Genomic DNA, 22988 nt, shown 5'->3' with positions numbered 1-22988 from the left:
CGGCCTCGGTGGCCTCAGCGGTGTCGGTGGCCTCAGCGGTGCCGGCGGTGGGCGTCTCGCCGGGGCGCGCGCGTCGTGAGCAGTCGGTGGCTTTATCTGGCCCGGCACGGCGATGCGGCGGAGGGTGGCGGGCTGTCGGCGGTGGGGCAGCGGCAGGCGGCCCTGCTCGGGGCGCGGCTCGCCGGGGTCGCCTTCGACTCGATCACTCACAGCCCCGAGCAGCGCGCGACCGAGACTGCGCGGATCGTCTCGGAGGGGCGGGACGGTCCGCGGCCGGAGGCGTGGGACGCGGTCGGTGACTACGTGCCGCATGTGCCGCACAAGGTGCCGCCGGCCTTCGAGGGGTTTCTCGACGAGGTCACGGACGAGGAGCGACGGGCCGGGGCGGCGTGGGCCGACCAGGCGCTGGCGCGGTTCGCCCGGGTTCCCGCTGACCAGGCGCTGGCGCGGTTCGCCCGGGTTCCCGCCGACCAAGGGCCGGCCGGGTCTGCTCGGGTGCCCGCCGACCAAGGGCTGGGCGGGTTCGTTCGGGTGCCGGTCGACCACGGGCCGGACCGGGCCGCCGGGGGTGCGGCCGGGGCGGGCGACGTGCATGAGCTGGTGGTCACGCATGCGTTCCAGGTGGCGTGGTTCGTGCGGGCGGCCCTCGGTGCGCCCGTCGATCGGTGGCTCGGGCTGCCGGTGGCCAACTGCGGGCTGACCGTGATCCGGTGGTCGCCCGGGCGGCCGGCGGCGGTGGTGCTGGTCAACGACCTGTCCCACCTGCCGCCGGAGTTGCGGTGGACCGGCTTCCCGCCCGGGTTGCCGCCGCCCGTGTGACATCCGCACCCGAGTTGCGGTGGACCGGCTTCCCGCCCGGGTTGGCGCCGCCCGTGTGACCTCCACGCTCCGGAGTAGGCCAGGCACGACGAGCCCGTGTTCCGGTCGGTGCGAATGAACCGGGGCGCTGGGGCGCGGCGGGATCGTGGTCGGGCGCCGGCTTGACCGCCGCGGCCCGGCAGCGTGCCCATTGGCGGCGGGCCGGCTGGGGGAGCGGGTCAGGCGGTGATGGCGGTCAGGGCGGCGGGGAGGTCGGAGAGGTCGGTGAGGACCACGTCCGCGCCGGCTTGGCGGAGGTGGGCGGCGTCCTGGGAGCCGGTGGCGACGGCGACGACGCGGGTGTTGTTGGCGCGGGCGCCGGCGACGTCGTGGGCCGTGTCGCCGATGACGACGGGGCGGAGGCCGGGACCGTACTTGGCTTCGGCTCGTTCCCGGCTGCGGCGCACCAGGGTGGCGCGGACGCTGTCGTCCGTGCCGTAGGCTCCGACCTCGGCGTCGAAGGCGCCGGTCAGGCCGAACGCCGCGACCTTGGCCGCCGCGACCTGCGGGACGTTGCCGGTGACGAGGGTCTGCACGACGTCACCGCGGTCGGCGAGGGCGGCCAGCACCTCCGGTACGCCCGGCAGCAGCGACCCCTGCTCGGCGAACAGATGCCGCATCCGGTCCACCTCCGTCACGTACCGGGCGAAGAACCGGTCCGGGGTGCAGTCCGTCACCCCGTGGCTCGCGAAGACCTCGGTGCAGATGTCGAGATCGGTCCGCCCGGCGAAGCTCGGCGTGACCTGCCATTCGCGCCCGGTGACCGCCGTGAACGCCGCCTTCCACGCCCGCCCGGCGACGCCGCCGCCGCTGAGCAGAGTGTGGTCGATGTCCCACATGACGAGCAGGCGCTTCACTCCCCGGCCAGCCGGCGCTCGACGTGCTCGACCTTGGCGGTGAGGGCGCCCGTGACACCGGGGCGGATGTCGGCCTTGAGCGAGACGCTGACCCGGGGCGCCTGCGCGGCCACCGCGTCGACGGCCTGCTTGACGACGGCCATGACCTCGTCCCACTCGCCCTCGATCGTGGTGAACATGGCGTCCGTGCGGTTCGGCAGCCCGGAGGCCCGGACCACCCGGACGGCCTCCGCGACGAGATCGCCGACGGACTCGGAGACGCCGATGGGCGTGACGGAGAAGGCAACCAGCATGGTCACCATCGTCGCACGAAGCGGGAACCTTCTCCGGCCGGGAAAGCGGCCGGCCCTGCGACCTCCTTTGGTTGGGAATCCGTCGAATCAGGACAACCCGCGTTTCGGCCCCGGCGATCAACGGGCATGAATCGTGGACCGCCCACCACCCCCGGGCCATGGACCGCCACCCCCAGGAGGTACCCAAGTGCGCCGCCGCCACGTCGCCGCAGCCGCCATCGCCGCAGGATCGGTGCTGGCCCTCGCTGCCTGCTCGTCCACCCCGGCCGACACCACCGCCGCGAGCCCGGCGGGCAGCACGCCGTCCGCCACGACCCCCGCGGCCGAGACCGGCGCCGGCTCGGCGGAAGCGGAGCCCACGACGGAAGCCGCGGACGACGGGGCCGGGGCCACCGCCGAGAAGCCCGAGAAGACCGGCAACCCCGTCCTGGACGGCGAGCGGCAGATCGTCATCGCGCCCACCGACACGTACGAGACCGTGCTGCACGTCGACGACAAGGGTCACCTCGCGCTGACCGACGGCGACAGCGACACGACGCTCTTCGTGCTGGTGCCTGTCAATGACGAGAAACACTGGATCCGTACGGCCAAGGCGGACAGCTCCGGCGAGCAGGCCTGCATCGGGCTGAGCATGCAGTCCAGCGGGCCCGCCATGCTGGACGCCGCCCCGTGCGACGCGTCGGCCAGCGGTCAGCTCTTCACGATCCAGTCGAAGGGCGAGGTCGAGGGCAAGTTCCGGTACGCAATCAAGGGTGACAAGGGCTACAACGTCCGGGCCCTGGACGACGAGGGTGTGCAGGCCGTCGCGGGCGCCTCGGGCAAGGGCACGACGTTCGGCTTCGCCGACAACGGCAAGGCCCCCGCCGGCCCCGGCGCCGAGTAACCCGCAGCCCCAGCCGCGGTAACCCGCAGCCCCGCAGCCCCGCAGCCCGGGTAAAGAAACAAGCCGAGTAACCGGCGGCCCGGGCAAAGAGCAAGAGGAACAGCCCGAAGTCAGGAGGCCCGGCGCCCGAAAAGGCGCCGGAGCCAAGACCGCCCGGCGGCGGAAGGGCCAGCGGCGGCGGAAGGGTCGGCGGCGGCGGATCCGGCGGCGGCAGGACCGGCAGCGGCGGACTCAGCGGGAGAACCGGCGTCCGAAGCCGCGGCATCGGCCGCCGCGGAAGCCGTCAGCACCTCCCGCGCCAGCGCCCGCACCTCCCCGTCCAGCCCCGGCGTCATCAGCACCAGCTCCGCCAGCGAGTCGAGGATCGTCACCACCCGCCCCTGCGCCGCCCGCACCGCCGTGACGAACCTCATCGCCACCGTCGCCGCCACCTCGGTCCGGCCCAGCGGGTCGAGCCAGGCCGCGACGACCAGTGCGAACAGTGCCGCCTCGGTGGCCCAGTCCTCGACCCCGAACGCCACCTCGGCCAGGATCCGGCGGTGGGCGGTCGTGTCGGTCGGGTGGTTGCGGCCCGGCTCCGCGGAGTGCAGCACGCCGAGAGCCGCGAACACCTGCACGCTCCGCTCCCACCACCCCGGCGGCAGCTCGACCGAGCCGTCCGGGGCGGCCGGCGGGTGCACGAGCAGGCCGAGCAGGTCGTCGATCGGGAGCTGCCCGAGGGGGAGAGCTTGGTCATAGACCGCGATCGGGTGCGCCCAGATCGGCGTGACGACCCGGCGGGCGAGCTCCACGGCCTCCTGCGACGGCGGCGGCACGGCGGGCGAGGCCACCTTCCCCGTGTACGTCCACAGCGCGCGCCCCGGGCGTACCGCTGAAGTCATGTCGGGGGGTGTCTCGCCGCCGATGTCGATCGTCACACCGGGGAACCGCCGCCGCACGAGAGACAGGGCGCTGGGCACCTCCAGCGCCGACAGGGCCATGGTGCCGAGGTCGCCCGCGTCGGCCGGCACCTGCGCGAGCATGTTGACGCAGGCCTCCGTCGCGGCGGCCGGCAGGCCCAGCCACGGCCGTCCCCGGCAGGCGGTCTCCAGCTCGTAGTGCTCGTGGCCCGACGGCGGATGGTCCCGCGTGTAGTCGGCCAGCGCGATCAAGTGACGAACGTCGCCGTCCTCGTCGAAGCGCATGCTGTGCAACGTGTGCACGACACAGTCGTACGAGGGATCGCGCGCGACGGCCTCCTCCAGCAGCGCGATCCCCTCGGCCGCCCGGCCGGTCGCGGCGAGCCAGTTGGCGAGGTCGGCACAGAGATCCAGCTCACGCGGAAAGCGCCGGTACGCGTCCCGCAGCACCGCGATCCCGTCGTCGTCGCGCCCGTCGGCGCGGAGGGCGTAGGCGTACCAGACCAGGGTCAGCTTGCTCGGCTGCAACTCCACCGCCCGCGCGCCCCAGACGACGGCCGCCCCCGTGGCCCCGAGCCGGCGGCCCACCCCGGCGGCGGTCGCGTGCACCATCGGATCGTCCGGGTGGGCGGCCACGGCGCGCCGGGCCAGGTCGAGATAGACCTCGTTCGCCGTACGCACGGACTCCTCCGCCGGATCCCCCAGCGGCCGCATCACCGTGGTGAACACCTGCGCCAGCGCCTGCCCCTCGACACTTCCCGCGTCGAGCGCCCGGACCCAGGTCACGTCGGCCCACGGCTGCTCGGGCGCGGCGGCCGTCGCCCGGGCCAGCAGGCCGAGCGCCCGCCCCGGATCGGCGGGGGCGAGCAGGTGGGCGTGCGCGACGACCGTACCGATGAAGGCGGGCTCGTGCAGCGGGAAGAGCAACAGGCCGCTGTCGGCCGTGCGCACCGCCAGGGCCGCCAGCAGCTCGTGCGCCTCGGGCAGCCCGGGCGCGAGCGCCAGCGCCCCCGCCAGATGCGACGCGGCATGCGCCAGATCGTCCTCCGCGAGGGCGACACGGGCGAGCGACAACTCCCCGTGCGCCTCCTCGACCGCCGTCCCGGCGCCTTCGGCCATCCCGCGAGGCTAGATCATGCCCCCCACCGAAGCCCGCCAGGGCCACCGCCCAGCCTCACACCCAGGCCCGCCAGGGCCGGTCCCACGTCGCACTGCGCCCGTCGATGACTTGGGCGCCGGAAACGGGCGAAGCGGGGTTCTTCGTCCGTTTCCGGTGTTCAAGTCATCGGCTCCCCGGGGCGCAGTGCCCGCCGAGCCGGAGGCGAGGCCATGTTATTGCCGGATCGCTTCGCCGGCGATCTCGATGCGGATCTTCTTGCCGACCAGGACGCCGCCGGCCTCGAGGGCGACGTTCCAGACCAGGCCGAAGTCCTCCCGGTCGATGTCCGCGGTGGCGGTGAAGCCGAAGATGTCGTTGCCGTAAGGATCGCGGCCGGCGCCGCCGAAGTCGACGTGCACGTCCACCGGCCGCCGCACGTCCTTGACGGTCAGCTCGCCGTGCAGGACGAACTTGTTCGGGTTGAGGGCGGCGTCCTCCGGGGTGGCCGCCCCGGCGCCCCGGCGCGTGAGCGGATTGTTGCGCAGGCGGGCCCACATGAAGATCTCGTCGCGGGGCTCCTGGCGGGTGAGGCCGGTGCCGCGGAACCGGATCGCCGGGTAGCGGTCGACGTCGAGGAAGTCGGGGCCGCGCAGGTGGACGTCGCGGTCGTCGTTGTGGGTGGTGAGGCTGCCCGTACGGATGCTGGCCGTGACCGTCGTCCGCAGCGGGTCCTCGCCGACGACGATGTGGGCGCGCGCGTCGGCGAACTCGCCCCGCACCACGCTGACCATCATGTGCTGCGCCTGGAAGCCGACGCGCTTGTGCGCCTCGTCGAGAAGGTAGACGCCCGGCTCCGGAATGGTGACGCCATTCCACAACCGGGTCGGGCGGTCATTCATCGGTGTCGTTCCCCCATTGACGGTGTCCGCGCTCTCGAGGGTTATTCAGGGCCTCACCTCGACCGGCGGGGGCCGCTGAATGATCCTCGCTGCCCCGATCGTATGTCGCCGGTGCACCTGTGACTTTCCTGGATGCGCAGGTTGAGAGCCATGCGACACGAATGCGGCGGGCGCACCGGAGTTTGCCCGAATTGCGAGGTGAAAGCGTGGGCAGAATCACGCTCATCGAGAAAAAGAAAGGCGCCGGTCATGTCATGGACACTCTCCGTTGAACGGCGCCCGCGACATTGGCGCGGTCACATGTGTCGATCTTTGGAGCCTCCGACATGGGTCACGGCCACCACCACGATCACGATCACGACCACGCGCCCGCCGGCGGCGACGTCGAGCCCGCGCTCGATCTCAGCGTGCCCGACAGCGAGCTCTCGCCGGCCGACGTCTCGCGCCGGGGCTTCCTGCGCGGGGCGGGCCTGCTCGGCGCCGGGGCGGCCGCCTCGGTGCTCGCGACCCCGTCGGCCGCGGCGGCGGCCGGGCTCCCGCACGCCCACGGGCCGCAGGGCGGCGGCACGGCGAAGGGCGGCTTCACCTGGCTCGCCGGCGACCACCACATCCACACCCAGTACAGCTCCGACGCCCAGTACCGGGTGGCGGACCAGGCCCGGCACGGCCGCGCGTACGGGCTCGACTGGGTTGTCATCACCGACCACGGCAGCGTCACCCACGCGAAGATCGGCGTCGACAAGGTCAACCCCGACATCCTCGCCACCCGGGCCGAGCTCAAGGACCTGCTGACCTTCCAGGGTCTGGAGTGGAACATCCCGGGCGCCGAGCACGCGACGGTCTTCGTGCAGCCGGGCAAGAACGAGGTCGCCGTCCTCAAGCAGTTCGAGAACGCGTACGACGGCTCGCTCCAGCCCGCCACCGCCACCACCGAGCAGCTCGAAGCGACCGCGATCGCCGGCATCAAGTTCCTCGGCGAGCAGGTGCGCAAGCGCAAGATCGACGGCGCCCTCTTCCTCGCCAACCACCCGGCCCGCCGCGGCATCGACTCGCCGCACGAGATCCGCAACTGGCGCGACGCCGACCCGACCGTCGCCGTCGGCTTCGAGGGCGCCCCCGGCCACCAGGCCGCCGGCATCCCCGCCCCGAACGGCCGCGGCGGCGCGCGCGGCTACTACGACAACAACCCGTCGGCCGCGTCCTACCCGGGCTATCCGCTGGAGAGCTACCGCACGTGGGGCGGCTTCGACTGGATGACCGCCACGGTCGGCGGCCTCTGGGACAGCCTCCTGGCCGAGGGCAAGGCGTGGTGGATCACCGTCAACTCGGACAGCCACGTCAACTATCTCGACCAGTCCGACCGCGGGCCGGGGAGCAACTTCGAGCTCAACGGCAAGTACAACGACCCCGTCTACACCGGCACGGTCAACACGGGTGCGGGCGACTTCTGGCCCGGCTTCTACGGGCGTACGTCGGTCGGGGCGACCTCGTTCTCGTACCAGGCGGTGATGGACGGCCTCCGCGCCGGCCGCGTCTGGGTCGACCACGGTCGCCTCATCAAGGGCCTGGACGCCCGCGTGCGCCAGGCGGGGGACCGGCGTTCCTTCACGGGTACGCCGCTCGGGGGCGTCCTGCACGTCAAGCGCGGCACCGCCACGGAGCTCACCGTCGAGATCGACCTTCAGGACCAGCCCAACTGGGCCCAGTTCGTGCCGGTCCTCCAGCGCGTCGACGTCATCGTCGGCCAGGTCACCGGGCCCGTCGCCGACAAGGACACGTTCCAGGCGCCGACCGCCAAGGTCGTCAAGTCCTACGAGGTGAAGGCCGGCTCGAAGAAGCTCGCGGTGACCTACAACCTGGGCCGCCTCGACAAGCCGTTCTATCTGCGGCTGCGCGGCACCGACGGCAACCGCACCCAGCCCGGCCTCATGGGCGCCGCGGTCGACCCCCACGGCCCCCAACTCGATGTGGCCGGCGCCGCCGACCCGTGGGGCGACCTGTGGTTCTACACCAACCCGATCTGGGTCCTGCCCAAGTGACATCCGCTGTGGACCCCGGCGACGGCACCGTCGTCGGGGTCACCCTCGGCCACCCCGACACCGCCACCGCCGAACACTGGCTGGCGTCGCTCGACCCCGCCCCGATCCACGCCTGCACGCACCTGGTTTCGTCGCCGCGCCCGCACGTGGCGTGGTCGCTCGAGTTCTCCGGGATTGTGCCGGCCGCTCTGGGCGACTCCAGCGCCTCTGCGGCGGCGGCCCACGGCGTCTCGGGCCGCGCGGTCATCTATCCGGGCGTCGACAAGCTGGTCGGCGACCTGACCGTGGCCTCGGTGCTGGCCCTCAGTGCCATCGACGCGATCGAGGTCCTGGGCGGTGGCCCGGCGGATCGTGACACAACCCTTCAGACCAACAATTTCGTACGTCCGGTCTGGCGCGACGGTCGTCTGATCCTCACCGTGATGCCGGCCGCGGGTGGCAAACTGGTCCCCTTCGAGAACCGCCACCCCACTCCCTGCTGCGCCGACCACGCCTGACCGTTCGCGGGCCGGCTCTTGTGGGGCTGGCTTGCCGGGAACGAAAACTGCCCTCCACAAGGTCCGTGGAGGGCAGAGGCTGGCGCGGAAACTCAGACCTTCTGGGTCTCCGTCGTCGCCGGGTGCAGCTCGGTCGTGGTCTCCGACACGAACTTCCCGGTGGTCGTGCTGCGGTGCACCTCGTGCTCGCCACCGGTCTTGTCACCACCGACATGCTCGGTCGTGGTTCCCTTGGGGTCCCGCTCGGTCGTGCTCTCCTTGACGAACTTCCCGGTCCGGGCGCTGCGGTTGACCTCGTGCTCGCTCATGGGGGTGAACCTCCGTGCTACGTCATCAGGGGATGCCTAGAACCTGCCCACAGTCGACGCCCGGGAAACAATCACTCAATCGACACTCCCCGGCTCGGCCACCCACTGCACCGGCTGCCCAGTCACCCGCGCCACGGTCGCGAAGTCCCGGTCGTAGTGCAACACGGTCAGTCCCTGCAACTCCGCCACCGCCGCGATCAGCAGATCAACCGGCCCGGCCGACTTGTGCGCTCCCCGGTCCACAAGGGCTCTCTGCACCTCCCGCAACCGATGCTCAGCCCGGTCGGGCGTCATGACCCATACGAACGACTCACTCAGGTCACGGAGCATCTCGGTGAACTCGGCCTTGTCCCGGGCGCTGTAGAGGATCTCCACCTCCGCCAGTGCGCAGACGCCCACTATGCCGTCCTCCATGGCCTTCCGCCACTTCTCGCGGAGGCCGGGGTTGTGGGCCAGCCGGGTGAAGGAGCTGTTGTCGATCAGGTAGCGCGTGCTCGTCACGGGCGGTCCTTCTTGTGCATGAGCTCGTCGAACTGACCCGCGGCGCCCCGGGCGGCGAGCCGGTCGAAGGCCTCGCGCCGCTTGAACATGGCGGCCACCTCGCGCAGGGCGGCGTTGACGGTCTCCGCCGGCGACTCGGTGTCGAGGTACTTTGCCGCGGCGATCAGCGCGTTTTCATCCAGCTTGATCCGGTGCTCGGCCACGACGGACTCGTCTCTGGTGGGAATGGTGGTCATCGGCTCCTGCCTTTCACGTGAGAATACTGGCTTGGCGACAACTAGTCGTATGACTTTTCGTGGGTGAAAAAATGGGCGACTGCCGAGTGCAGGTCGCCGTCGGGTCTCGTCTCAGTCGACGGTGCCGGGCTCCGCGATCCACTGCACCGGCTGCCCGGTCACCTCGGCCACGGTCGCGAAGTCCCGGTCGTAGTGCAGCAGCGTCCGCCCCCCCAGCTCCGCCGTCGCCGCGACCAGCAGGTCGACCGGCCCGGCCGAGCGGTGCTGACCGAGCTTGGTCAGGGCGAATTGAACCTCCTGGGCTCGCTGCATCGCGCGGTCGGGCACGGGCACCCACGGGAAACGCTCGTGCAGCACGCGCTCCACGGCTTGGCGATGCTCCAAAGAGCGGACGCTGACGAAGATTTCCAGCTCCGTGAAGGAACAGATGCCGACCCGGCCGTTCGTCAGGTCCTCGTCCCACTCGTTCGCCTTCGCCTGGTCGCGGATCAGGCGGGCGTAGGCGCTCGTGTCCACGAGATAGGTGGGCTTGCTCACGCCTCCTCCCGCAGGGGAGGCAGGGTCGGGCGGGGCCGGTAGTTCCGCTTGTCGAGGAGCAGGTCGAAGTCGCCGTTCTTGGCCATCGTGACCAGCTCGTCCATGGCCCGGCTGCTGTCGAGCATCTTGGCCACCCGGCGCAGGGCGGCGTTAATGGTCTCCTCCGGGCTCGTCGTCTTGAGGTAGGCGGCCGCGGCGGCGAGGGCCTTGTCGTCCACATCGATGCGACGCTCGGTCACGGCGGTCTCCTCTCGCGAGGGGGTGGTTGTCATGTGTCTCTGCCCTTCGGCCGGAAGCGGGGTGGGTGAAGCGGCGGCAAGCGGATCGCCGGGGCTGCGTACGACTATAGCGCAACGACACCTTGACGTGCGACACCCAAAAGTCTCAGCCGAGAACGGGGTGGAAGAAGCCTGTCACCACCGCCACCGCCAGGATCGCGGCCGACGCGAGGGCCGCGGCCGCCACCAGCGCCGCGTCGGCCGGGCCGAAGTGCTGGCGGCGGGCGTACGTGCGGACCGCCCCTGAGTCGAATCCGCGCGCGTCCATCGCGGTCGCCAGCCGCCCGCCCCGGCGCAGCGCCCCCACCAGCAGGGCGAACGCCGTCGATGCGAAGAGGCGCAGCCGCGCCCACGGGTTGTGGCCGGCGTCGATGCCCCGGGCGCGGCGGGCCAGGGTCAGGGTCTGCCATTCCGCCGTGAGCAACGGGACCAGGCGGAAGGCGGCCAGGGCGCCGATGGCGAAGCGGGCGGGGGCGCGGACGTTCTGGACCAGGGCGTCGGCGAGGTCCGTGGGGTCGGTCGTGGCGAAGACGATGATGCCCGGCAACGCCACGGCGAAGACGCGCAGGACGAGCCCGAGGGCGGCGGCGGCGACTCCGGTCGTGACGTTCCAGAAGAGGACTGTCCCCTCGCGGTCGGCGGCGAAGAGGGTCATCGTCACGAGGATGCCGGCGGCGCCGAGGGCGAGCGGCCAGGCGCGGCGGGCCAGCACGCGGTAGCGGACGCCGAAGAGCGGCAGGACCGCCAGCTCGATCACCAGGGCGAGGGCGGGGGTGAGCGGGTCGAGCGTGGCGATCAGCGGCAGGGAGAAGAGCAGCGCGGCGCCGAGCTTGGCGACCGGGTTGCGGCGGGCGAGCGGCGCACCCGCACAAGCGACAGGAGCCAGGTTCACGACGACGCCCCGAAAAAGAGGTTCAAGAAGACGCCCCGAAGGACGGACGGCGCCGGGGGAGCGGCTCGACCGGCGTCAAGTCGTGCACCCGGTCGGCGAGCGACGACACGAACGCGTCGTCGTGGGTGACGGCGACGATGCCGTGGCCTTCGTCGCGCAGGCCGGCGAGGAGGGCGACCAGCTCGATCCACGTACGCCGGTCCTGCCCGAAGGTCGGCTCGTCCAGCACCAGCAGCCGCGGCGCGGTGGCCAGGGCCGTCGCCACGCTCAGCCGGCGAGCCTCACCCCCCGACAGCGTGTACGGGTTCGCCTCCGCCAGCGCGGTGAGCCGCAAGCGCTCGAGCAGTGTCGTGACCACGTCGAGTGGCAACCCCAGCCGACGCGGACCCAGCGCCAGCTCGTCGTAGACGCGCGACGTCACGAACTGGTGCTCCGGCGACTGGAAGACCGAGCCGATCCGCCGCACCAGCGAGGCTGCCCGCCACTTGTGCGGCGGACGCGGGTCGTCGAACGCCGACACGCGGCCGGACGTCGGCGCCAGCAGGCCGCCGAGGAGCAGCGCGAGAGTCGACTTGCCGGCGCCGTTGGGGCCGGTCACCGCCACGACCTCACCGGCCCGGACGGACAGATCCGTGGGGGGTAGTCGCATTCCCACGGCCGCCGCGGAGGTCCGTACCAGAGCGGCAGCGGGAGGGGAAACGGCCTGGTGCCGGGGCAGGGGATAGCCCGGCACCCAGATCCCCGCCTCGGCCAGCCGCGGACCGTGCCCGGCGAACACGACCTCGGGTGCGCCGTCGACCTCCACCCCGCCGCCGGGCGAGAGCACGACGACCCGGTCGACGGCCGGGAAGACGCGGTGCTCGACCACGATCACCGTGGTGTCCGGCGTGAGCGACGAGGACAGCGCCTCATGGACAAGCGCCGCACCCGCGGGGTCGAGGTTGGCGGTCGGCTCGTCGAGCAGGACCAGCCCGGGGCGCAGGGCGAGCACCCCCGCGAGGGCCAGGCGCTGCTGCTCGCCGCCGGAGAGGGCGTGGGTCGGGCGATTGATCGGGTACGGAAACCCGACGCGATCCAGCGCGTCGCTCACCCGGGGCCAGATCTCGGCCGCGGGCACGCCGGTGTTCTCCAGCCCGAACGCCACGTCGTCGCCGCTGCGGGCCATCACGAGCTGGGTCTGCGGGTCCTGGAAGAGGATGCCGGGCCGCCCGCGCACCTCGACCGTGCCCTCGGACTCGCCGGAGTCCGCGGGCAGCAGCCCGGCCAGCGCCGCGAGCAGGGTGCTCTTGCCGGCGCCCGAGGGGCCCAGCAGGAGCACCCGCTCGCCGGAGCGGATGTGCAGGTCGACGCCCCGGACGGCCCACGCCCGGCGCCCGGCGTGGCGCCAGCCGAAGCCCTTCAGGACGACGTCGGCCACGGCTAGACCAGGGCGCGGTCGCGGCCGGCGGCGAAGCGGTCGAGGACGCCGGTGGGGGCCAGCGCCCGGGTCAGCGCCCACGCGCCGAAGCCCGCGATGACCGTGCTGCTGACCACGGTGAGCAGCGCGTACGGGATGCGGTAGTCCCACAGCGCGTACGCCGCGTTCCAGGCGAAGAAGTCGAACAGCGCCGCGCTCAGGCCGGTCAGCGCGCCCGCGAGCAGGGCCACGGGCAGCTTGAACGACCGGTACGCGACCAGCGCGAACGCCATCTCGGCGCCGAGGCCCTGCACGAGGCCCTGCGGGATGACCATGGCGCCCCACTGCGCACCGAGCAGCGCGGAGACGATCGCCGCGACGGTCTCCGTGTAGAGCGAGGCGCCCGGCTTGCGGATGATCAGGCCGGCCAGCACGGCGGGCATGAGCCAGACGCCGTAGAGCAGGGTCTGCGCGGGCGGGAAGAAGCTGAAGGCGCCCTCGGTGGCGCCCCAGACGATGTTCCACGCCCAGAAGATGACGCCGAACGCGACGGCGATGATCGAGGCGATCACGATGTCGATCGTGCGCCAGCGGTTGCTGTTGGTGGTGCTCATGTGCCCTCCCGGGGGTCGGGAGGAGACGCACGCCGTGGCGCGGGCGAGCCCGGGCACGGCGCGGCTGGGAAAGACCGAACTCCCTGCGCTGGCATTACCCAGATCAGGTTCGAGGGTCTGCGGCCGTGAGGCCGCACTCTCAGCGCTGCGCGCTCCCCTGTCGGAAAACATTCGTGCTTCGATGAACTTAACACGCACCCGGTCGGAGGAGGTCACATGGAGATCAAGGTCAGGGGCATGACCTTCGACGTGTACGCGGAAGGGCCGGCCGACGGCACGCCGGTGCTCCTGCTCCACGGCTTCCCCCAGGACCACCGTGAGTTCGATCTGATCCTGCCGCGGTTGCACGAGAAGGGCCTCCGCACGTACGCCCTCGATCAGCGTGGCTACTCGCCGGGCGCCCGCCCCACGGACACCACCGCCTATGACCTCGCCGAGCCGGTCGCCGACGCGGTGGCCGTACTCGATGCTCTGAAGATCGAGCGGGCGCACGTGATCGGGCACGACTGGGGGGCCATCGTGGCGTGGATGCTCGCCGCGGGACACCCGGACCGCGTCCGTACGCTGGTGGCGGTCTCCGTGCCCCACCCCCGCGGCCTGCATGTCGCCCTGCGCAACCAGCCGTCGCAGCGGTTGCGGTTCGCCTATCAGAAGGTCTTCCAGTCCGCGTACGCCGAGCGCCTCCTCCTGGCCCGCGACGCCGCCGTCCTCCGCCGGCTGCTCAAGCCCACCGGCCCCCGGGCCGCGCAGTATGTCCGGGCGATGCAGGAGCCGGGCCGCCTCGACGCCACGCTCAACTGGTACCGGGCCCGCTCGGGCCGCACGCTCGCCAAGGTCGGCAAAGTCACCGTGCCCACCACGTACGTGTGGAGCGACGCCGACGGGACCGTGGGCAAGCCGGCCGCGCTGGCCACCGCGAGCTGGGTGACCGGCGACTATCGCCTGGTCACGCTGCGGGGCATCGGACACTTCATCCCCGAGGAGGCGCCGCGGGCCCTCGCGGAGGTGACGCTGGCTCGCATCGGCGTTTGATGGCACGGACGTCCGGGCAATCGATGCGTCACCCCCACATGACGCTGAGGAGACCGAAAGATGGCCACCGAGAAGCGCCGGATGAAACACGAGACGGAGAAGCAGCGCTGGGACCGCAACTTCGCGGACCTGCTGCAGGAGTTGCGTGTCGCCCAGACCGGCGTCCAGATCCTCTTCGCGTTCCTGCTGACGCTGCCGTTCAGCAACGGCTTCACGCGCACGACCGACTTCCAGCGCGACACCTATCTCGTCGCGTTGCTCGCGGCCGCGTTCGCCACCGCGATGATCATCTCGCCCGTCGCGTTCCACCGCGCACTGTTCCGCCAGGGCCGCAAGCCGGAGCTGGTCCGTTACTCCCACCGGATGGCGACCGGCGGCCTGGCCTTCATGCTGGTGTCCATGGTGTCCAGCGTGCTGCTGATCACCGACTACCTGCTCAACATCTGGGCCGCCGTCATCTTCACCGGCATCACCGCGGTCTTCTTCCTGACCTTCTGGGCCGCCATCCCGTTCGCCCGGCGCAACTGGATGGACGAGGAGGCCGACGAGGAGGACGAGCCCTACGCCGACGAGGCCGCGGAGCCTAACGTCCCCGCGAAGGTCTGAGCCCCAGCCCCTTGAGCTCCAGCTCGGCCAGGGCGTCGACCGCCGCGGCGTCCCCGTTGCGCCACGACTGGGCGATGTCCGGGCCGAGCTTCGCCAGGTCGGAGAGCGGCCGGCTCGCCAGCGCCCGCAGCGCGAGCAGGTCCTTGCCGGCCGGCTCGGCGCGCACCTTCGCCGCGACGCCGGCCCGGTGCATCCAGCGCAGCCGCCGCGGCAGCCACAGGAAGAGCACCAGGGCCAGCGGCGCCGCCACGATCAGCAGCGCCAGATAGAGCGCGAGGTCGTTGATGACCTCCTGCTGCTGGCGGCCGGCCTCGGCCAGGTTGTCGGCGGCGCCGGCGGCGCTCTGGAACGGCGAGGTCAGCTCGTCGCCGACCAGCGGCACCCGGCCGACCTTGCCGCCGATGTCGTTGAGGTTGCCCGCGATGCCCGTGCCGGCGTCCTGCAGCTTCTGCCCGGGCACGCCGAGCTTCTCGACCATGTCGTTGACCCAGAGCCCGGCCCGGATCCAGGCGTAGACCCAGAGCACGACGAGGATGTCGGTGAGCAGCTGACGGATCGCGGTGGGGAGCCGATCGGCGTACATCTTCACGCGCGTCAGCGTGCCACCTACTTCTTGGCTACGCACTCCTCGCACGTACCGAAGATCTCCAGGGTGTGGGCGACGTCGACGAAACCGTTCTCCCGGGCGATCTTCTCGGTCCAGCTCTCGACGGCGGGGCCTTCCACCTCGACGGTACGGCCGCACGAGCGGCACACCAGGTGATGGTGATGCCCCTGGCTGCACCGGCGGTAGAGGTGCTCGCCGCCCGGCGGGCGCATGACGTCGATCTCGCCGGCGTCGGCCAGGCCCTGCAACGTCCGGTAGACCGTGGTCAGGCCCACCTTCTCCCCGGCGTCGCGCAGGATCGCGTGCAGGTCCTGGGCGCTGCGGAAGCCCTCGCACCGGTCGAGCACGTCCCGGACGGCGCTGCGTTGCCGGGTGTTGCGGACGACCGTGGTCTCTTCGCTGCTCATGCTGCTATGCCTCCCTCGCGTGGGTCACCGCGTCGGCCACGATATGCGCGACGTGGTCGTCCACCAGTGAGTATGCGATCTCGCGGCCGCGGCGCGCACCCCGCACCACCCCGGCGCCGCGCAGCACCCGCAGATGCTGCGACACCAGCGGTTGCGGCGCGCCGAGCTTCTCCACCAGCTCGTGCACGCAGCGCTCGCCCCCGCCCAGCTCGGCCACGATGGCCACGCGGATCGGCGCCGAGAGGGCCCGCAGCAGCTCGCCCGCGGCCTCGTAAGCCTCGTAGCCCGTCGCCCGTCCGGGCACTGTGTTCGCACTCATCGCGCGCTCGCCTCCTGCAGGACGACCTCCGGTGGCCCGGCGTGCTCGCGCTCGGCGGGGATCCGCCGGCGCAGCATCCGCCACGTCGCGGCTCCCACGGTGATCGCGAGGAACGCGGCGATGGCCAGGATGACGATCGTGGCCCCGGGCGCGGTGTCCAGCTCGCCGGAGACCGTCACGCCCACCGCCGCGGCGCCCAGGCCGATCGCCATGGCGGCCGCCATCGTGGTGCGGAACCCGCGCGTGACCTGCTGCGCCGCGGCGACCGGCACGACCATGAGGGCGCTGACGAGCAACACCCCGACGGTCCGCATGGCGATCGTCACGGTCACGGCCGTGGTCACGGCGAGCAACAGATTGAGGGTACGGACGGGAAGTCCCGACACGCGCGCGTACTCCTCGTCGTTGCAGACCGCGAACAGCGCCGGCCGCAACGCGAGCATCGCCGTCAGCACCGCCACGCCCAGCACCGCGATCACGATGAGGTCCTGGCGCGAGGTGGTCGTCAGCGAGCCGAAGAGGAACTGGGTGAGGTTGGCGCTCGTACTGTCGGACAGTCCGACCAGGACGACGCCGCCCGCGATGCCGCCGTAGAACAGCAGGGCCAGGGCGAGGTCGCCGCTCGTCCGGCCGCGCTGGCGGACCAGCTCGACCCCGACCGCGCCGAGGATCGACACGACGACCGCGGTGAGCACGGGCGACTGGTTGAAGAGCAGCCCGACGCCGACGCCGGTGAGCGCCACGTGACCGATGCCGTCGCCGATCAGCGACAGCCGCCGCTGGACGAGATAGATGCCGAGCGCCGGTGCGGTCAGCCCGATCACCAGCGCGCCGGCCAGGGCTCGCAGCATGAACTCGTACTGGAAAAGATCCATGGTGAAATCCGCCTTCAGTCCGGTCAGAGGGTGGCGGCGGGGTGGTTGGATGGGGGCATTCTGTCCGTGGGGGCGACGCAGATGGCGGGTTGCTCGGGCTGCGCGTGGGGGTGGACGTGGTCGTGGCCCGGCTCGGCGTGGTGGCCGGCGGGCTCGGGGACGGCTCCCTCATAGGCGATGCGGCCGTCGTGGACGACGACGGCCGTACCGATGAGGGGCTGGATCGGGCCCAGCTCGTGCGCGACCAGCAGGATCGTGCCGCCCCGGGCGGCGAAGCGGCTGAGCACCCCGGCGAAGGCCTCCTGGCTCACCGCGTCGACCCCGGCCGTGGGCTCGTCGAGCACCAGCAGGTCGGGGCGGCCCGCGAGGGCGCGGGCGATCAGCGTGCGCTGCTGCTGGCCACCGGACAGCGTGGCCACGGGATCATTGATCCGGTCCAGCAGGGCGACGTCTTCCAGTGCGGCGCGTACGGCTTCCTTGTCGGCCGCGCGGGCCGGACGGAAGATGCCCCGGCGCGCCAGCCGGCCGGACGCCACGACCTCACCCACCGTGGCGGGCACGCCGCTGCCGGCGCCCAGCCGTTGCGGCACGTAGCCGATGCGGGCCCACTCGCGGAAGCGGCGCTGGGGCGTACCGAAGAGGTCGATCTCGCCTCCGGCCAGCGGGACCAGGCCGAGGATCGTGCGCACCAGCGTCGACTTGCCCGAGCCGTTGGCCCCGAGGATGGCCGTCACCTGGCCGCTCTCGGTCCGCATGGACACGTCGCGAAGAACGACCCGGCCGCCGTACGCCACCGCCGCGTGCCTGATGTCCACGACGCTCATGCGGCACATCCCAGCGCCGTGGTGAGCGCGGCCAGGTTCGCGCGCATGATCGTGAAGTAGTCCTCGCCGTCCCCGGCACTCTCGAGCGGATCGAGGACGGCCGTCCGCGCGCCGACCTCCTTCGCGATCGTGTCGGCGACCTTCGGACTGACCAGGGTCTCGAAGAAGATGGTCGTGGTTCCCGTGGCTCTCGCCTCCTCGGCGACATGGGCGAGGCGCTGCGGGGAAGGCTCCGCCTCGGGGGAGATGCCGGTGATGCCGACCTCGGTCAGGCCGTAGCGGTCGGCCAGATAGTGGAACGCCGCGTGGCTCGTGACGATCTCGCGCCGCTCGCAGGTGCTCAGCGTCGCCTGGTATTCCGCATCCAGGGCTTTGAGCTCTGTCCCGATCTGAGCGGCACGCTGCTCGTAGACCGTCGCGTGGGCCGGGTCCTTCTGCGCGAGCTGTCCGGCCAGGGCGCCCGCGATCGTCGCGTAGCGCTCGGGGTCGAGCCACACGTGCGGGTCGGCGCCCTCACCGGCCTCGGCGTGCTCCTCCTCGCCGGGCTCGTGCTCGTGCTCCTCGGCCGGCAGCAGCGTGACGGCCGTGCCCACGTCGAACGCGCGGCCCTGGGCCTCCTGGGCGACGGCCTGGTCGACGGCGGGCTGGAACCCGTCGAGATAGACGACCAGCCTCGCGTCGACGATCCGGCCGACCTGGCGCGGGCTCAGCTCGAGGTCGTGGGGCTCGGCGCCGGGCTTGGTGAGATCGGTGACATTGACGTCGCCGCCGCCGATGCGCTGGGCTAGATATTGCAGGGGGTAGAACGCTGTGACGACGTTCATGCCCTTGTCGCCCGCGCCGGCCGGGGCCGCGCAACCGCCGAGCAGCAGCACTGCCGCGACTGCGAGCTTGCTCAGGACCGGGGGCATACCACCCACTGTCCCCGGACATGGTAATGATTGTCAAAAGCGCATGAGTGAGATCACTCGGCGTCCCCGCTCTTCGGTTCAGTCGCTGATCGCCTTGGCTCGGCTTTCAGTCGCTGATCGCCTTGGCGATCGCCGCGCCGAAGAGCATGGCCAGCAGGATGCCGCGGATCACCCGGACCGGCACCGACTGGATCGGCCAGGTCGTGAAGGTCAGCGCCGCGAGGCCGAGCCCCAGCACGAAGAGCAGCGCCGCGCCGATGATCCCGGGCAGGAAGAGGCCGCCCAGGAAGATCGCCAGCGCCACGATGAACGCGGTCGTCGGGTTCACCGTGGCCAGCCGGCTGAGGAAGTTTCCCTGCGGGGGCGTCGTCACGTCGGCTCCTGGTGGTGTGCGTAGGCTCACGGCATGCTGGTGCTCAACCGCTTCGTCGTCCCGCCCGAAGCCCAGGAGTCCTTCGCGGAACGGGCGCACGCCGCCCTGGCCGCCCTCGCCGCGAGCACCGGTTACACCTCGGGCCGGCTCACCCGCGCGCTGGACGACCCCACGCACTGGACCCTCGTCACCGAGTGGGAGTCCGTGGGAGCCTACCGGCGCGCGCTCGGCGGCTTCGACGTGAAGGTGCACGCGACGCCGTTGCTGAGCGAGTCGCTCGACGAGCCGTCCGCCTTCGAGACGCTCGCCGCGGCCGGTCCGGGGGAGTCCGTGACCGTGGTGGCCAGCGACCGGGCCGCACATCCCTGGCGCTGAGCCGTAGGCTGGAAACCATGACCGCTCCGTCCTTCTCGCCGCCGCCGCCCGGCCCCGGGGTGCAGCCGCCGTTCCCGGCGCCGCCCGTCGAGGGGCGAGGCCGGCGGCTGGGGCTCGGCTGGGGGCTCGGCATCGGCGCCGTCGTGCTGGTCGGCGTCGTGGGGCTGATCGCGCTGATCGGCTTCGGCACCGTGGCTCAGAGCGCGTTCAACGAGCAGGCCGACAAGGTGGTCGGGGAATACCTCGGCGCGGTCCGCGACGGCAACTACGCGGAGGCGTACGAGGGGCTGTGTGACTCGGTCCGCGCCTCGGTGAGCGAGTCGCAGTTCACCGAGCGGGTCCAGCAGCAGCCGAAGATCAGCTCGTGGCGCGTCGGTGACATCAACCTCACCGGCGACGTGACCGCGCCGGTCGATGTCACCTACGCCGACGGCACCACCGACCGGCTGCGGGCGGTCCTTGAGCAGGACACCAGTACCGGCGGATTCGAAGTGTGCAGCATCGGGGAGTAATCTCCTCATTTCGTCCAGTCCTGTTGATTCTCTCGATTCTCGCCGACCTCCAGCCGGCGTAGGAGGAACTGTGCCCGCCGACCGCATCGATGCCGTCGTCAGCCTGGCCAAGCGCCGGGGCTTCGTCTTCCCCTCCAGCGAGATCTACGGAGGCACCCGCTCGGCGTGGGACTACGGCCCGCTGGGCGTGGCGCTCAAGGACAACGTCCGCCAGCAGTGGTGGAAGACGATGGTCCAGCAGCGCGACGACATCGTCGGCCTCGACTCCGCCGTCATCCTCGCCCGCGAGGTCTGGACCGCCTCCGGTCACATCGACGCCTTCGTCGACCCGCTGACCGAGTGCCAGTCCTGCCACAAGCGCTTCCGCGCCGACCACCTCGAGGAGGCGTGGGAGGCCAAGCACGGCGCGCCGCCCGCCTCGCTCAGCGAGCTCAACTGCCCCAACTGCGGCAACAAGGGCACCTTCACCGAGCCCAAGATGTTCAACGGGCTGATGAAGACCTACCTCGGCCCCACCGAGAGCGCCGAGGGCATGCACTACCTGCGCCCCGAGACCGCCCAGGGCATCTTCGTCAACTACAACAACGTGGCGACCGCGGCCCGCAAGAAGCCGCCCTTCGGCATCGCGCAGGTCGGCAAGAGCTTCCGCAACGAGATCACCCCGGGCAACTTCATCTTCCGGACGCGCGAGTTCGAGCAGATGGAGATGGAGTTCTTCGTCGAGCCCGGCAGCGACGAGAAGTGGCACGAATACTGGCTCGAGCAGCGCTGGAACTGGTACCGCGACCTCGGCCTCTCGGAGAGCAACCTGCGCTTCTTCGAGCACCCGGCCGAGAAGCTCTCCCACTACTCCAAGCGCACGGTCGACATCGAGTACCGCTTCCAGTTCGGCGGCACCGAGTTCTCCGAGCTCGAGGGCATCGCCAACCGCACCGACTTCGACCTCTCCACCCACTCGAAGCACTCCGGCGTCGACCTTTCGTACTTCGACCAGGAGAAGCAGGAGCGCTGGACGCCGTACGTGATCGAGCCGGCCGCCGGCCTGACCCGCGCGGTGCTCGCCTTCCTCCTCGAGGCCTACGACGAGGACGAGGCCCCCAACACCAAGGGCGGCGTCGACAAGCGCACGGTCATGCGCTTCGACCCGCGGCTGGCCCCGATCAAGGTCGCGGTGCTCCCGCTCTCCCGCAACCCCGACCTGTCGCCCAAGGCCCGCGGCCTCGCCGAGACCCTCCGCAAGCGCTGGATGGTCGAGTTCGACGACTCCCAGGCCATCGGCCGCCGCTACCGCCGCCAGGACGAGATCGGCACCCCCTTCTGCGTCACGGTCGACTTCGACACCCTCACCGACGACGCCGTCACCGTCCGCGACCGCGACACGATGAAGCAGGAGCGGGTCGCCCTCGACCAGATCGAGGACTACCTGATCAAGCGCCTCCCCGGCTGCTGACGGCCGCTCATCCCGCTTTCCCGACGCCGGGATCGCCCGCCCCCGAGGTGGCCGATCCCGGCGTTGTCGTCTACGAGCTCGCGGTTCCCGGTTCCCGGTTCCCGGTTCCCGGTTCCCGGTTCCCGGCGCCCGGCCCGAGACCGATCGAAGCGAACGAAACTGCTTGCACTTGCTGCGTTTAAGGTCGATTCTGAAGGGGCCGGCTCGCTGCTTGGAGGTCTCTGTAAGCGTTCCGTCGACAACAGTGGTCAACGCCGCCGTGGCGTCGGTGCCGGAGCGGCGCGAGGAGTATGCCGCGGTGCAGCGGCTGCTTGCCTCTCCTGATCTGCCCGCGGCGGAGGTCATGCTCGTTCGCGACGGGGTGGCGGCCCCGATGCCCCCCGAGCTGGCTGATCTCGTGTGGCAGCTGGCGAGATCCCTTGCCGATGGCGACGGGGTCACCGTGGTGCCGCTGCCGGCGGAGCTCTCCACCACGGAGGCAGCCCACCTGCTTCGCATCTCCCGCCCGACCCTCGTCAAGGCACTCGACGCGGGTGAGCTGCCGTCGCGCAAGGCCGGCACCCATCGGCGCATCGCCGCTCGTGACGTGCTTGCGTATCGCGAGGTCCTGATCGACAGGCATTACCGGGCGTACGAGGCTCTGATGGAGTACAGCGACGATCTCGGGCTCGATCAGAAGTAGTCTCGCGTAAGCTAGTCGTACAGCATGATGACGTGCTTCCAGTGTGTCCTCTGGTGTTCCTGGACGCCAACATCCTGTTCTCCCGTGCCTTACGCGACTGGACTGCACTGCCGTGCGTCTTGAGCGGCCGGACCGCTTACCGCCTGCGGTGGAGCGAAGACGTGCTGGCTGAGTGGATGTATGGGACACGGCTCGGCGAGCCCGCTTCCAGGCTGTCGCCCCGAGCGGCCTCACGGTTCGCACGGCGGACGAGTTCCTGCTGTGGGTGGAGGCAACGTATCCCCTGCTTGTCGAGCGCGTCCTGGAGCGTCAGGTCGACTACTTCAGACGCAAGGACCACATCACCAAGACGCAAGCCGGACAAGGACTCGTTGCTCACCTGGCCGAGGCAGGGGCGCCGGGCTTCGCGCGGCAAGTGGCGGAGCGGGTCAGAAGCTGAAGCCGCCGGGGCGGTGGTTGCGGTCGGCGATCAGGCCGGCGAGGGTGGCGAGGGCGATCTCGGCGGGGGTGCGGCTGCCGATGTTGAGGCCGATCGGGCGGTGGACGCGGGCGATCTCGTCGGCCGGGACGCCCAGGTCGCGGAGGGCGGCGATGTGCGGGGCCTCGCGGTGGGGGTGGCCCAGGATGCCGATCCAGCGGGCCGGGGTGGCGAGGGCGGCCTGGAGGAGGGGGCCGATCTCGGGGCGGTGGTGGTCGGTGAGGACGATGTCGGTGTGGTCCGTCACTCCGGCGGCGGACAGGTCGCTCACGAAGGTGTCGCCGTGGGGGCGGGGAGTGCCTTGGAGGTGGGTGGGGTCGGGCTCGACCAGGGTGGTGCGGAAGCCGACCTCCAGGCCCAGGCGCAGGAGGGCCTCGGCGACCGGGGATTCGAAGACGGCGACGAGGTGACGAGGGCTCTGTTCGAGAGGCACTCCAAGACTGTGCCATGC

Annotated in this window: 31 protein-coding genes and 1 riboswitch; of the genes, 11 read left to right on the top strand and 20 right to left on the bottom strand. The window is 71.4% G+C overall.

The window, feature by feature from the left end; genetic code table 11:
- The first annotated feature begins 75 nt into the window (after positions 1-75).
- Positions 76-819 carry a histidine phosphatase family protein gene (locus RAN62_RS33145; RefSeq protein WP_305788778.1) on the top strand — a complete coding sequence of 248 codons (744 nt, stop codon included), beginning with the start codon at positions 76-78 and terminating at the stop codon, positions 817-819.
- Between the two features lie 218 nt (positions 820-1037).
- Here the strand turns inward: RAN62_RS33145 and RAN62_RS33140 are convergent, their stop codons facing one another.
- Positions 1038-1715, bottom strand: a complete 678-nt coding sequence (locus RAN62_RS33140) for an HAD family hydrolase (protein ID WP_305788777.1) — start codon at positions 1713-1715, stop codon at positions 1038-1040.
- On the bottom strand, positions 1712-2014 hold the full coding sequence (locus RAN62_RS33135; RefSeq protein ID WP_438874587.1) for an MTH1187 family thiamine-binding protein: 303 nt from the start codon (positions 2012-2014) through the stop codon (positions 1712-1714). The genes RAN62_RS33140 and RAN62_RS33135 overlap by 4 nt, the downstream gene beginning before the upstream one ends.
- A gap of 181 nt (positions 2015-2195) precedes the next feature.
- Between RAN62_RS33135 and RAN62_RS33130 the strand changes: the two genes are divergently transcribed.
- Positions 2196-2891 carry a hypothetical protein gene (locus RAN62_RS33130; RefSeq protein WP_305788775.1) on the top strand — a complete coding sequence of 232 codons (696 nt, stop codon included), beginning with the start codon at positions 2196-2198 and terminating at the stop codon, positions 2889-2891.
- Positions 2892-3001: 110 nt separating this feature from the next.
- Here the strand turns inward: RAN62_RS33130 and RAN62_RS33125 are convergent, their stop codons facing one another.
- Both RAN62_RS33125 and RAN62_RS33120 read right to left on the bottom strand, forming a co-directional pair.
- On the bottom strand, positions 3002-4909 hold the full coding sequence (locus tag RAN62_RS33125) for a tetratricopeptide repeat protein (RefSeq protein ID WP_305788774.1): 1908 nt from the start codon (positions 4907-4909) through the stop codon (positions 3002-3004).
- A 213-nt stretch (positions 4910-5122) separates the two neighbouring features.
- Positions 5123-5788 carry a YceI family protein gene (locus RAN62_RS33120; RefSeq protein ID WP_305788773.1) on the bottom strand — a complete coding sequence of 222 codons (666 nt, stop codon included), beginning with the start codon at positions 5786-5788 and terminating at the stop codon, positions 5123-5125.
- A gap of 302 nt (positions 5789-6090) precedes the next feature.
- Here RAN62_RS33120 and RAN62_RS33115 point away from each other — a divergent pair, with 302 nt between their 5' ends.
- Together RAN62_RS33115 and RAN62_RS33110 are read left to right on the top strand one after the other, a co-directional pair.
- Positions 6091-7827: a PHP domain-containing protein gene (locus RAN62_RS33115; RefSeq protein WP_305788772.1), complete on the top strand. Its 1737-nt coding sequence runs from the start codon at positions 6091-6093 to the stop codon at positions 7825-7827.
- Entirely contained in the window at positions 7824-8324 is a 501-nt protein-coding gene (locus RAN62_RS33110) for a hypothetical protein (protein WP_305788771.1), read from the top strand. Before RAN62_RS33115 ends, RAN62_RS33110 begins: the two co-directional genes overlap by 4 nt.
- 92 nt (positions 8325-8416) lie before the next feature.
- Here the strand turns inward: RAN62_RS33110 and RAN62_RS33105 are convergent, their stop codons facing one another.
- The 8 genes from RAN62_RS33105 to RAN62_RS33070 form a co-directional block, all read right to left on the bottom strand.
- Positions 8417-8632, bottom strand: a complete 216-nt coding sequence (locus RAN62_RS33105) for a hypothetical protein (RefSeq protein ID WP_305788770.1) — start codon at positions 8630-8632, stop codon at positions 8417-8419.
- A 75-nt stretch (positions 8633-8707) separates the two neighbouring features.
- Positions 8708-9133 (bottom strand): PIN domain nuclease, encoded by a 426-nt coding sequence (locus RAN62_RS33100; protein ID WP_305788769.1) that lies wholly within the window; start codon positions 9131-9133, stop codon positions 8708-8710.
- The gene (locus tag RAN62_RS33095) at positions 9130-9369 is read right to left on the bottom strand and encodes a DUF2191 domain-containing protein (RefSeq protein ID WP_305788768.1); all 240 of its coding nucleotides are present in this window, start codon (positions 9367-9369) and stop codon (positions 9130-9132) included. Before RAN62_RS33095 ends, RAN62_RS33100 begins: the two co-directional genes overlap by 4 nt.
- Positions 9370-9480: 111 nt before the next feature.
- Positions 9481-9906 carry a PIN domain nuclease gene (locus RAN62_RS33090; protein WP_305788767.1) on the bottom strand — a complete coding sequence of 142 codons (426 nt, stop codon included), beginning with the start codon at positions 9904-9906 and terminating at the stop codon, positions 9481-9483.
- Positions 9903-10145: a type II toxin-antitoxin system VapB family antitoxin gene (locus RAN62_RS33085; RefSeq protein WP_305788766.1), complete on the bottom strand. Its 243-nt coding sequence runs from the start codon at positions 10143-10145 to the stop codon at positions 9903-9905. Before RAN62_RS33085 ends, RAN62_RS33090 begins: the two co-directional genes overlap by 4 nt.
- Positions 10146-10290: 145 nt before the next feature.
- Positions 10291-11076 (bottom strand): energy-coupling factor transporter transmembrane component T family protein, encoded by a 786-nt coding sequence (locus tag RAN62_RS33080; protein ID WP_305788765.1) that lies wholly within the window; start codon positions 11074-11076, stop codon positions 10291-10293.
- A 22-nt stretch (positions 11077-11098) separates the two neighbouring features.
- Positions 11099-12493, bottom strand: coding sequence for an ABC transporter ATP-binding protein (locus RAN62_RS33075; RefSeq protein WP_305788764.1), 1395 nt, complete (start codon positions 12491-12493; stop codon positions 11099-11101).
- Positions 12494-12495: 2 nt separating this feature from the next.
- A complete protein-coding gene (locus RAN62_RS33070; protein ID WP_305788763.1) occupies positions 12496-13086 on the bottom strand; it encodes an ECF transporter S component in 591 nt (196 codons plus the stop codon).
- A 62-nt stretch (positions 13087-13148) separates the two neighbouring features.
- A riboswitch (TPP riboswitch) is annotated at positions 13149-13255 on the bottom strand.
- A gap of 47 nt (positions 13256-13302) precedes the next feature.
- Between RAN62_RS33070 and RAN62_RS33065 the strand changes: the two genes are divergently transcribed.
- Positions 13303-14118 (top strand): alpha/beta fold hydrolase, encoded by an 816-nt coding sequence (locus RAN62_RS33065; RefSeq protein ID WP_305788762.1) that lies wholly within the window; start codon positions 13303-13305, stop codon positions 14116-14118.
- A gap of 81 nt (positions 14119-14199) precedes the next feature.
- The gene (locus RAN62_RS33060) at positions 14200-14724 is read left to right on the top strand and encodes a DUF6328 family protein (protein WP_305788761.1); all 525 of its coding nucleotides are present in this window, start codon (positions 14200-14202) and stop codon (positions 14722-14724) included.
- Here the strand turns inward: RAN62_RS33060 and RAN62_RS33055 are convergent.
- From RAN62_RS33055 to RAN62_RS33025, 7 genes are all read right to left on the bottom strand, one after another.
- Positions 14702-15307: a hypothetical protein gene (locus tag RAN62_RS33055; protein WP_305788854.1), complete on the bottom strand. Its 606-nt coding sequence runs from the start codon at positions 15305-15307 to the stop codon at positions 14702-14704. The two genes, RAN62_RS33060 and RAN62_RS33055, sit on opposite strands and share 23 nt — an antisense overlap.
- A gap of 23 nt (positions 15308-15330) precedes the next feature.
- Positions 15331-15738 carry a Fur family transcriptional regulator gene (locus tag RAN62_RS33050; RefSeq protein WP_305788760.1) on the bottom strand — a complete coding sequence of 136 codons (408 nt, stop codon included), beginning with the start codon at positions 15736-15738 and terminating at the stop codon, positions 15331-15333.
- Between the two features lie 4 nt (positions 15739-15742).
- A complete protein-coding gene (locus RAN62_RS33045) occupies positions 15743-16057 on the bottom strand; it encodes an ArsR/SmtB family transcription factor (RefSeq protein ID WP_305788759.1) in 315 nt (104 codons plus the stop codon).
- A complete protein-coding gene (locus RAN62_RS33040; RefSeq protein WP_305788758.1) occupies positions 16054-16932 on the bottom strand; it encodes a metal ABC transporter permease in 879 nt (292 codons plus the stop codon). Before RAN62_RS33040 ends, RAN62_RS33045 begins: the two co-directional genes overlap by 4 nt.
- 23 nt (positions 16933-16955) lie before the next feature.
- Positions 16956-17756 (bottom strand): metal ABC transporter ATP-binding protein, encoded by an 801-nt coding sequence (locus tag RAN62_RS33035; protein ID WP_305788757.1) that lies wholly within the window; start codon positions 17754-17756, stop codon positions 16956-16958.
- A complete protein-coding gene (locus RAN62_RS33030; protein WP_305788756.1) occupies positions 17753-18667 on the bottom strand; it encodes a metal ABC transporter substrate-binding protein in 915 nt (304 codons plus the stop codon). Before RAN62_RS33030 ends, RAN62_RS33035 begins: the two co-directional genes overlap by 4 nt.
- 106 nt (positions 18668-18773) lie before the next feature.
- Complete coding sequence (locus RAN62_RS33025) at positions 18774-19040, bottom strand: hypothetical protein (protein ID WP_305788755.1); 267 nt, start codon at positions 19038-19040, stop codon at positions 18774-18776.
- A gap of 33 nt (positions 19041-19073) precedes the next feature.
- Here RAN62_RS33025 and RAN62_RS33020 point away from each other — a divergent pair, with 33 nt between their 5' ends.
- The 5 genes from RAN62_RS33020 (at position 19074) to RAN62_RS33000 (ending at position 22498) form a co-directional block, all read left to right on the top strand.
- Complete coding sequence (locus RAN62_RS33020) at positions 19074-19415, top strand: antibiotic biosynthesis monooxygenase family protein (protein WP_305788754.1); 342 nt, start codon at positions 19074-19076, stop codon at positions 19413-19415.
- Between the two features lie 17 nt (positions 19416-19432).
- The gene (locus tag RAN62_RS33015) at positions 19433-19927 is read left to right on the top strand and encodes an Rv0361 family membrane protein (RefSeq protein WP_305788753.1); all 495 of its coding nucleotides are present in this window, start codon (positions 19433-19435) and stop codon (positions 19925-19927) included.
- A 70-nt stretch (positions 19928-19997) separates the two neighbouring features.
- Positions 19998-21377, top strand: coding sequence for a glycine--tRNA ligase (locus RAN62_RS33010; protein WP_305788752.1), 1380 nt, complete (start codon positions 19998-20000; stop codon positions 21375-21377).
- Between the two features lie 244 nt (positions 21378-21621).
- A complete protein-coding gene (locus tag RAN62_RS33005; protein WP_305788751.1) occupies positions 21622-22059 on the top strand; it encodes an excisionase family DNA-binding protein in 438 nt (145 codons plus the stop codon).
- A 172-nt stretch (positions 22060-22231) separates the two neighbouring features.
- Positions 22232-22498 (top strand): hypothetical protein, encoded by a 267-nt coding sequence (locus RAN62_RS33000; protein WP_305788750.1) that lies wholly within the window; start codon positions 22232-22234, stop codon positions 22496-22498.
- On the opposite strand, the gene RAN62_RS32995 is transcribed toward RAN62_RS33000, so the two are convergent.
- A complete protein-coding gene (locus tag RAN62_RS32995) occupies positions 22488-22970 on the bottom strand; it encodes an XdhC family protein (protein ID WP_305788749.1) in 483 nt (160 codons plus the stop codon). The genes RAN62_RS33000 and RAN62_RS32995 overlap by 11 nt on opposite strands.
- Positions 22971-22988 lie beyond the last annotated feature (18 nt).

Origin of the sequence: Symbioplanes lichenis, assembly GCF_030709675.1 — a bacterium.
In the GTDB taxonomy this organism is placed as follows: domain Bacteria; phylum Actinomycetota; class Actinomycetes; order Mycobacteriales; family Micromonosporaceae; genus Actinoplanes; species Actinoplanes lichenis.
Note: the sequence above shows the minus strand (reverse complement) of the source record. Positions and strands in the feature narration are given on the sequence as shown.